This is a genomic window from Sulfuritalea sp., assembly GCF_017302275.1.
GTDB lineage: Bacteria > Pseudomonadota > Gammaproteobacteria > Burkholderiales > Rhodocyclaceae > Sulfuritalea.
Genome location: NZ_JAFLDR010000071.1, coordinates 1 through 9282, shown reverse-complemented (window position 1 = coordinate 9282; position 9282 = coordinate 1). Strand labels below are relative to the sequence as shown.

Below are 9282 nucleotides of genomic sequence, written 5' to 3'. Positions count from 1 at the left end.
GGTCCCGGTTGCCGTGGCGCCGGCGCCAGCGCCCGAACCCGCCGCGCCGGTGCCGGCAAAAACCGCGCTTCCCGGCAAGGGCAGCCTGCGCTACGTCATCACGCGTGGCGAGGGCGGCTTCGTCATCGGCCAGGCGATCCACAGCTGGGAGCATGACGGCTTTCGCTACCGGCTGAAAAGCCTGACCGAGACCACCGGCCTCGCGGCCGTGTTCAAGCCGGCGCAGGTGTTCCAGAGCAGCCAGGGCGAGGTGACCGACGACGGCCTGCGCCCGCGCGAATTCCGCCACGAACGCGCCGGTGGCATCGACACGGCGAGCTTCGACTGGCCGGCCCGCATCGTCACCTATGGCGCCCGCCGCGAAGCGATCGTCGCCGGCACCCAGGACATGCTGTCCATGTATTACCAGCTGGTGCTGCTGTCACCGGTTTCCGGCACGCTGGAAATGCCGATCGCCACCGGACGCAAGCTGGAGAACTATCGCTTCGAGGTGCTCGGCGAGGAAGTTCTGGCATTGAAGTCGGGCGATCGTCGCGCGCTGCATGTCAGGACGCGCAGCGGCGACGACACGATAGAACTCTGGCTGCGCATCGGCCCGGGTGGTGCCGCGCGCGGCCTGCCGCTGAAAATCCGCTTCATCGACCGCAAGGGCGAAATCTTCGACCAGGTCGCGGACGAGCCCGAAATGCCACAATCGCAATGAACCCGCAATCACTACCCTTGGTAAAGCCGGCATGAATGACGACAGGAAAGCGGGCCGCCCGCAGCGGACCCCGCGTGGCACAGGTGGCAGCGGCGCGCGACGTGCCGCGGCGGACGGCCGCGAGGTTCCCGTGCCGGACGGCCTTTCCGCCGACCTGCTGAATGCCGCAGTCGCCGCCACGGCGCAACTGCTGACCTTCACCCAGCCCTCCGACGCCGCGCTGTCGGCCTTCTTCCGCGCCCGCCGCAGCGGCGGGAAGGACCGCGCCTTCATCGCCGAGACGGCCTATGCCGTGCTGCGTCGCAAGCGCCTGTTGGAGCGGCTGGCGGCCTGCGGGCCGAACCTGGAACCGGCTTTCCTCGCGCCCGGCGCGACGCCCAAGCGCGCGCCGAAGACCGCCGGCCCGCGCCGTATTTCTCCGCGTGAACTGGTCCTGCTTTCGCTGTCGCGCGTACGCGGCATGTCGCAGCGCCAGCTCGAAGGCGCGCTGCTGCCGGGCGAGGCCGAATGGCTCGCGGAGATCCGGCGCCAGCCGGAGCCGGAGCTGACGCTGGCCGAGCAACTGGATTTTCCCGACTGGCTGGTAGACAGGTTGGCACCGCGCATGTCGGCGGAGGACCTGCTGGCCCTGGCGCGCGCGCTGAACACGCCGGCGCCGCTCGACCTGCGCGTGAACACGCTGAAGGCGGAGCCCGCCGCGGTGATCGCGCGGCTTGTCGCCGACGGCATCGTCGCCATGCCGACGCCTTTCTCGCCCCTCGGCTTGCGCCTGAAAACCAAACCCTACCTGGCCAAGCACCCGGCCTACCTCGACGGCAGCATCGAGGTACAGGACGAAGGTTCGCAACTGCTGGGCTTCCTCCTGCAGCCCAAGCGCGGCGAGATGGTGGTCGACTTCTGTGCCGGCGCCGGCGGCAAGACGCTGATCCTTGGCGCCATGATGCGCTCCACCGGTCGCCTGTATGCCTTCGACGTGTCCGACAAGCGGCTGGCCAAGCTCAAGCCGCGCGCCGCGCGCGCCGGCCTGTCCAACGTGCATCCGGCCTGCCTCTCGGGCGAGAACGATGCGCGCGTCAAGCGCCTGCAGGGCAAGGTCGACCGCGTGCTGGTCGACGCGCCCTGTTCGGGCCTGGGCACCCTGCGCCGCAATCCCGACCTGAAATGGCGCCAGTCGCCGCAGAGTGTCGATGAACTGCGCGCCAAGCAGGCCGCGATCCTCGCCGCCGCCGCCAAGTTGCTGCGGCCGGGCGGGCGCCTGGTGTATGCGACCTGCAGCATCCTCGCCGAGGAGAACGAAGACATCGTGAATGCCTTCCTCGCCGCCCATGCCGATTACCATCGCCTGTCGGCGCGCGACGTGCTGGCGGCGCAGGGCATCGCCATCGATTGCGGCGAGGACATGCGCCTCGCGCCGCAGACGCACGGCACCGACGGCTTCTATGCCGCCGTGCTGGAGCGGGCCAAGTGAGCATCAACAATGGAGCGGCCGCAGGCCGCGACCCAAGGTCACCTCCTTTTCATGGGCGCAGGCGGGGTTTCGCGGAGCACTGCCCCGCGCCGCCGCAGCCGGCCGGCTGGGCAAAGCCAGCCGTGGGACGGGGGCTGGGGGGATTGCCGTTGCTTGTTGTTGTTGCGCTGTTTTTCAGCGCAACAACAGTCGGCGCTGGCGCTACGGCGCTTCCTGCAACCGGTAGCGTCGAAGTCTTGTTTACGCCCTGGGACGATGCCGAGGGCGCCATCGTGCGCACCCTGGGCGAGGCGCGGCGCAGCATCCATGTCCAGGCCTACCTGCTGACCAGCCGTTCGATCGCCCATGCCTTGCAGGACGCGCGGGCACGCGGCGTGGCGGTCGAGATCCTGGCCGACCGCGAGATGGTGCGCAAGGGAGAGAATTCGCTGATTCCGAAACTGGCGGCGGAAGGCATCCCGGTCTGGCTGGAAACCCGCTATGGCAACGCACACAACAAGGTGCTGCTGGTCGACGCCGGCGGCGATCAGGGCATCGTCATCACCGGCAGCTACAATTTCACCTGGTCGGCGCAGGCGCGCAATGCGGAGAACCTGCTGATCCTGCGCGGCAATCCGGCGCTGGCGCAACGCTACCTCGACAACTGGCGACGCCATCGCGACGACGCCGAAAAAATGGGTGGGGAAGTCCGATGACGCAAAACGAACTCGCCAGCATCTGGCGCCACGTACTGTCCGACCTGCGCGAGCCGGACCTGCTCTGGCAATTGGCGGCGCTGGCGGCCTGCCTGCTGCTGGCCAAGCTCGGCGAGCGCCTGCTGCTGGGCCGTTCGGTTGGTGCGGGCCGGGCCTGGGAACTGGGCCGCGGCGGCCTCAAGCGGGTCGCCTTTCCGCTGCTGGCGCTGACCCTGCTGGTGGCCGTGCGACCGCTGGCACAGCAATGGATGCACGTCGGGCTGTTCTCTTTGGCGCTGCCGCTGCTGGGTTCGCTGGCGATCATCCGACTGGTGTTCTACGTGCTGCGCCTGAGCCTGGTCGGTGCGACATGGCTGTTGCAGTTCGAGCGCATCTTTGCCGGCCTGGTGTGGGCCATCGTCGCCCTGTACATCACCGGCCTGCTGCCCGACCTGATCGCCATGCTGGAATCGATCAGTTTCAGCACCGGCAAGCAGAAGCTGACCCTGTGGCACCTGCTGCAGGGCATCGCCGCGGTGCTGGTCACGGTGCTGCTGGCGCTCTGGGCCGCGGGTGCTGTCGAGGCGCGGCTCAATGCGGCGACCGGGCTCGACAGCAACCTGCGCGTGGTTTTCGCGCGCCTGTCCAAGGCGCTGCTGATCCTGCTCGCGGTGCTGATCGGCCTGCCCATGGTCGGCATCGACCTCACCACGCTTTCGGTGTTCGGCGGCGCGCTCGGCGTCGGCCTCGGCCTCGGCCTGCAGCGCATCGCCAGCAACTATGTGTCCGGCTTCATCATCCTGCTCGACAACTCCATACGGATCGGCAACGTGATCTCGGTCGGCAACGACCGTGGCGAGGTGACGCGCATCACCACGCGCTACACGGTGGTGAGGAACGTCACCGGGGTGGAGGCCATTGTTCCCAACGAACTGCTGGTCAGCTCGGTGGTGCAGAACGAGTCCTACAGCGATCCCCGGGTGCGCGTGGCGCTGCCGGTGCAGGTCGCCTACGACAGCGATCTGGAACGCGCGATGGCGATCATGGCGGCAGCGGCCTCGGCGCAGCCGCGCGTGCTTCCCGATCCTGCGCCAGTGGTCCTGTTGGTGGCGTTCGCCGATTCCGGCATCAACCTGGAACTCGGTTTCTGGGTCGCGGACCCACAGAACGGCACGGGCCAACTGCGTTCCGACATCAACCTGGCGATCTGGCGCGAATTCAAGCAGGCCGGTATCTTCATCCCCTTCCCGCAGCGGGAAGTCCGCGTGGTCAAAGGAGAAGGCATTGAGTGAAACGCGACTGATCCACGGTTTCCATGCGGTCACCGCCAAGCTGCGCCACGCCGCCGACGACGTCAAGGAAATTGCCGTCGCCGAGGGCCGCCAGGACGGCCGCATGCGCGACCTGCTGAAGCTGGCGGAAAGCCACGGCGTACGCGTGATCCTCTCGGATGCCAAGCGACTCGACGGGCTCGCCGGCGGCAGCCAGCACCAGGGCGTGGTGGCGAAGGTTGCCGCCCAGGCCAGGCACGTCACGCTGGACGACGTGCTCGACGGCCTCGCCGAACCGCCGCTGCTGCTGGTGCTCGATGGCGTCACCGATCCGCACAACCTCGGCGCCTGCCTGCGCGTCGCCGACGCGGCCGGCGCGCACGCCGTGGTGGCGCCCAAGGACAAGGCCTGCGGCCTCAACGCCACCGTCATCAAGGTCGCCAGTGGCGCCGCCGACACGGTACCCTACATCGTCGTCACCAACCTCGCGCGCTCATTGCGCGAGATGCAGGAACGCGGCATCTGGGTGATCGGCGCGGCCGGCGAGGCGGACAAGGAACTCTATGCCATCGACCAGAAAGGCCCCTGCGCCTGGGTGCTCGGCGCCGAGGGCGACGGCATGCGCCGCCTGACGCGCGAGACCTGCGACGAACTGGCGAAGATCCCGATGCATGGCAGCGTGGAGAGCCTCAACGTCTCCGTCTCGGCCGGCATCTGCCTGTTCGAGGCGCGGCGCCAGCGCGGACGCTGACGCCCCTGGTGAGGAAAACCTCCTTCTTGCCGACATCGAAGCTGCGTTACTCCCGCACATGGCCGTCATCGACGCCGCCGATCGGGTTGGTGCGATGCGCGTGCCACTGGATCAGGTCCACGGTGTTGCTTTTCCTTTCCTTGAAGCGCTTGCGGGCGGCTTGTCGGTGACATCCAGGTAGGTTTCATCGGCCTCGACACGCCCTTTGAGCTGATCCCGGCCGGGACGATCCATGGCATGGCGGAAGCGATGAAGCATGATCCGAGCGCACTGACCCCCTGCTGTTGATTGGTCAGGTACCAGGCCGCGGCGGAGTGCGTGTCTTGTCGAACATGGTTCCTGCCGTAATCGACGGCTGGTGGCGACAGTGGCGGCACATCAATAGCGTGCGGCTGGCCCGATAGGCGGGCGCCATGGTTGAACACGCCGGGCAAACAAATCCTTGCGGCCAACGCCGTTGCTCCAAATACGCATGGCAAGCCTCCTCCATTCCGAACCCGCCCGGGAAACCGTTCCAGGTTCGGGGGTAGTCTTTTCCGGAAATCAGCGGTAGTATCTGGATGTCCATCCAGTATATTCTGGCTCAATTGGAGCTAAGTGGATACCCCATGGAGATACACGATTGTCGTGCTGTCATGTCATCCCTGCCAGCCTATGCCGAACTCCATTGCCTTTCCAGCTTCAGCTTCCTGCGCGGTGCCTCGCAGGCGGAGGAACTGGTGGCACGTGCCCAGCGGCTGGGCTATGCGGCGCTGGCGATTACCGACGAGTGCAGCTTTGCCGGCAGCGTGCGCGCCCACCTTGCGGCGCGCGATAAGCCGATCAAGTTGATCCATGGCACCGAACTGGTGCTCGCCTGCGGCATGAAGCTGGTGCTTTTGGCTTGTAATCGCGCCGGCTACGGTAACCTCGCGGCACTGGTCACGCTGGGCCGGCGTCGCGCCGAAAAGGGCAGCTACCGCCTGTCGCGCGCGGATATCGCCGGTTGGGACGGCGGCGGCGTGCCGGACTGCCTGGCCCTGTGGGTTCCCGGAGTTATGCCTCCGGCAGAGCCGGAGGCGGTATCCCTTGCGGATGGCGCTGGCGACGTCGCGAAGGAAGTCCCCTTGGTGGATACGGTGATCTGGCATGAACAGGCGCGCTGGCTCGCCGAACGCTTCGCCGGTCGCGCCTGGATCGCCTTCGAACGCCACCTGCGGCCTGACGATGGCGAGCGCCTGGCACATCTGCGCGCGTTGGCCGCTTCCCTGCGCCTGCCGCTGGTCGCGGCCGGCGACGTGCACATGCATGTGCGTTCGCGCCGGCCGCTGCAGGATGCGCTGACGGCATTGCGCCTCAACACCACGGTGGCGGCAGCCGGCCATGCGCTGTTTCCCAACGGCGAGCGCCACCTGCGGCAGCGCCTGGCGCTGGCCCGCCTGTATCCGACCGAGTTGTTGGCCGAGACGCTGAAGGTCGCGGCCCTGTGCAATTTCTCGCTGGTCGAACTGCGCTACGAGTATCCGGAGGAAGTCGTGCCGGCCGGCCAGACGCCGGACTCCTGGTTGCGGCAACTGAGCGAGGAAGGGCTGGCGCGGCGCTATCCGGCAGGCGTGCCGGACAAGGTGGTGGTCCAGGTCGAGCATGAACTGGCGCTGATCGCCGAGATGGCCTACGCGCCTTACTTTCTCACGGTGCATGACATCGTGGCCTGGGCGCGCGGGCAGGGCATCCTGTGCCAGGGGCGGGGCTCGGCAGCCAACTCGGCGGTGTGCTACGCGCTCTTCGTCACCGAGGTGGACCCGGCGCGCGCCAGCATGCTGTTCGAGCGATTCGTCTCGAAGGAGCGCAACGAGCCGCCCGACATCGACGTCGATTTCGAGCACCAGCGACGCGAGGAAGTGATCCAGTACATCTACGCCAGGTATGGCCGCGAACGTGCCGCGCTGGCGGCCGCCGTGATCACCTATCGCACGCGCGGCGCCTTGCGCGACGCCGGGCGCGCGCTGGGTTTTCCACTCGCCGCGATCGAGCGCCTGGCCGGCAACCTGGCCTGGTGGGACCGGCGCGAGGAGCTGGCGCAGCGCTTTGCCGAAGTCGGCCTCGACCCGGAGCATCCGGCGGTGCAGCGCTGGCTGGGCATCGCGAAGATGCTGATCGGCCTGCCGCGGCATCTGACACAGCATGTCGGTGGCTTCGTTATTTCACGGGGCCGGCTCGACCGTCTGGTGCCGGTGGAAAACGCCGCCATGCCCGAGCGCACGGTGATCCAGTGGGACAAGGACGACATCGACGCGCTGGGCCTGATGAAGGTCGACGTGCTGGCACTCGGCATGCTCTCGGCGATACGGCGCATGCTGGCGGCCGTGGCGTGGCGGCATGGCACGCCATTCGGCTTGGCCTCCGTGCCGGCGGAGGATGCCGCCACCTACGAGATGGTTTCGCGCGCCGACACCGTGGGCGTGTTCCAGATCGAATCGCGCGCGCAGATGGCCATGCTGCCGCGCCTGCGGCCGGCCTGCTTCTACGATCTTGTCATCGAAGTGGCGCTGGTGCGCCCCGGCCCGATCCAGGGCAACATGGTCCATCCCTACCTGCGGCGGCGGCAGGGGCAGGAGCCGGTCGAGTATCCGGGCGAAGCGGTACGCGAGGTGCTGTCGCGCACCCTGGGCGTGCCGATCTTCCAGGAGCAGGCGATGCAACTGGCCATCGTCGCCGCCGGTTTCACGCCGGGTGAGGCCGACCGGTTGCGCCGTGCCATGGCGGCCTGGAAGCGCAAGGGCGGGCTGGAGCCTTTCCGCGAGCGCCTGCTTTCCGGGATGCGTGAGCGCGGCTATGCCGATGAATTCGCCGAGGCGCTCTATCGACAGATCCAGGGCTTCGGCGAATACGGCTTTCCCGAGTCCCATGCGGCCAGCTTCGCCCTGCTGGTGTATGTCTCGGCCTGGCTCAAGCGCCACGAGCCGGCCGCCTTCCTGCTCGGCCTGCTCAATTCGCAGCCGATGGGTTTCTACTCGCCCGCGCAACTGGTGCAGGATGCGCGCCGCCACGGGGTCGATGTGCGGCCGGTGGATGTCACGGCGAGCGACTGGGAATCCACGCTGGAAGGAGATGGCGGGGCGGGTCAAGCCGTCGCCGTGCGCCTCGGTCTGCACCAGGTGCGCCACTTCGCGGCGGCGGCGGGCGCGCGCATCGTCGCGGCGCGCGCGGTGGCGCCGTTTTCCGATCTCGCCGACCTGGCCAGGCGCGCCGAGCTCGGCGGTGGCGAGCTCGATGCGCTGGCGGATGCCGGAGCGCTGGCGCATCTGGCCGGACATCGCCGCCAGGCCGCCTGGGTCGCGGCCGCCGTCCCGCTGCAGCGCGACCTCTTTGCCGGCGTTGCGCCGGGTGAAGCGCGGGTCGAATTCGCCGCGCCGCGCGAGGGCGAGGATATCGTCGCCGACTACCGCAGCCTCGGCCTCACGCTGGGCCGCCATCCGCTGGCGCTATTGCGCGCGCGGCTGGTCGCGCGGCGCTATCTTTCGGCGATGGAACTGCGCGAACGCGGCGATCGCGCGGTGGTGCGCTGTGCGGGGATCGTTACCTGCCGCCAGCGGCCGGGCACCGCCAGCGGCGTGATTTTCGTTACGCTGGAAGACGAAACCGGCAGTGCCAACATCGTGGTTTTCAACGACCTGGCGTGTCGCCAGCGCCGACTTTTGCTCGGCAGCCGCCTCCTCGGCGTGGCCGGGCAGTTGCAGGTTGAAGGCGAGGGCGAGCACGCGGTGGTGCATCTGGTGGCCAGGCGCCTGTTCGATCACAGCGAACTGCTCGGGGCACTGGTCGCCGGTAGCCGGGATTTTCATTGACAGCTAAAGGTATGACGGATGGCGCATCCGCGCACAAACTGATTTGTGCTGCATGTGCTGCACCCACCCCAACAACCGGAGAAAAACCCATGAAAATCTACAAGGTCCTTGCATGCCTGCTGACCGGTCTTGCCCTGTTCGGCGCCACCCATGTCCGTGCCCAGGTGCCCTTGCCCTATGGCGCGCCACTATCCAGCGACCAGGCGAAGAAGGCCATGGCGGCAGCCGAGGCGGAGGCAAAAAAGAACAGCTGGAACTTGGTCATTGCCATCGTCGACGCCGGTGGCAACCTGATGATGATGCAGCGGTTCGACGGCGCCCGTTCGGCTCGGTCGATGTCGCTCGCGACAAGGCCCACGCGGCGGCGGCATTCCGGCGACCGACCAAGGCCTTCCAGGACGCGATCGCCGGTGGCGGCGTCGGCTTGCGCATGCCCAACATCACCGGTAACGCCGGGGTACTATTGAGACTTCCGTAATTCATGACATCACCACAAGGTAGCCTGCATCCAGCAAGCGGCGATGATCGAGGGGCGCTTTTGAGCGCTCTTGAGTTTGTTGCGTGCGGTCGTGTGCAGTTCGCTCAGAT

The 9282-nt window shown here is 67.6% G+C and carries 7 protein-coding genes and 1 pseudogene; 7 read left to right on the top strand and 1 reads right to left on the bottom strand.

All coding sequences use genetic code 11. The annotated features are described in order from the left end of the window. The 5 genes from J0M27_RS20780 to rlmB form a co-directional block, all read left to right on the top strand. Positions 1 to 703, top strand: a 703-nt coding sequence (locus J0M27_RS20780) for a DUF3108 domain-containing protein (protein WP_294996468.1), incomplete at its 5' end; no start/stop codon positions are given. Between the two features lie 31 nt (positions 704 to 734). Then, positions 735 to 2171 (top strand): RsmB/NOP family class I SAM-dependent RNA methyltransferase, encoded by a 1437-nt coding sequence (locus J0M27_RS20775; RefSeq protein WP_294996466.1) that lies wholly within the window; start codon positions 735 to 737, stop codon positions 2169 to 2171. 236 nt (positions 2172 to 2407) lie between these two features. After that, complete coding sequence (locus tag J0M27_RS20770) at positions 2408 to 2866, top strand: phospholipase D family protein (RefSeq protein WP_294996464.1); 459 nt, start codon at positions 2408 to 2410, stop codon at positions 2864 to 2866. Then, positions 2863 to 4137: a mechanosensitive ion channel domain-containing protein gene (locus J0M27_RS20765; protein ID WP_294996462.1), complete on the top strand. Its 1275-nt coding sequence runs from the start codon at positions 2863 to 2865 to the stop codon at positions 4135 to 4137. Before J0M27_RS20770 ends, J0M27_RS20765 begins: the two co-directional genes overlap by 4 nt. Continuing rightward, the gene (gene rlmB / locus J0M27_RS20760; RefSeq protein WP_294996460.1) at positions 4130 to 4867 is read left to right on the top strand and encodes a 23S rRNA (guanosine(2251)-2'-O)-methyltransferase RlmB; all 738 of its coding nucleotides are present in this window, start codon (positions 4130 to 4132) and stop codon (positions 4865 to 4867) included. Before J0M27_RS20765 ends, rlmB begins: the two co-directional genes overlap by 8 nt. A 162-nt stretch (positions 4868 to 5029) precedes the next feature. Here the strand turns inward: rlmB and J0M27_RS20755 are convergent. After that, a pseudogene (locus J0M27_RS20755) lies at positions 5030 to 5435 on the bottom strand (IS1595 family transposase); the annotation flags it as partial. 67 nt (positions 5436 to 5502) lie between these two features. On the opposite strand from J0M27_RS20755, the gene J0M27_RS20750 reads away from it, so the two are divergent. Next, positions 5503 to 8694: an error-prone DNA polymerase gene (locus J0M27_RS20750; protein ID WP_294996459.1), complete on the top strand. Its 3192-nt coding sequence runs from the start codon at positions 5503 to 5505 to the stop codon at positions 8692 to 8694. A gap of 89 nt (positions 8695 to 8783) precedes the next feature. Continuing rightward, the gene (locus J0M27_RS20745; RefSeq protein WP_294996457.1) at positions 8784 to 9161 is read left to right on the top strand and encodes a heme-binding protein; all 378 of its coding nucleotides are present in this window, start codon (positions 8784 to 8786) and stop codon (positions 9159 to 9161) included. Positions 9162 to 9282: the final 121 nt, after the last annotated feature.

Bases quoted from the DNA above. Each gene is read 5' to 3' on its own strand.
- J0M27_RS20775 (WP_294996466.1), top strand. From the start codon at position 735: ATGAATGACGACAGGAAAGCGGGCCGCCCGCAGCGGACCCCGCGTGGC.
- J0M27_RS20765 (WP_294996462.1), top strand. From the start codon at position 2,863: ATGACGCAAAACGAACTCGCCAGCATCTGGCGCCACGTACTGTCCGAC.
- J0M27_RS20750 (WP_294996459.1), top strand. From the start codon at position 5,503: ATGTCATCCCTGCCAGCCTATGCCGAACTCCATTGCCTTTCCAGCTTC.
- J0M27_RS20745 (WP_294996457.1), top strand. From the start codon at position 8,784: ATGAAAATCTACAAGGTCCTTGCATGCCTGCTGACCGGTCTTGCCCTG.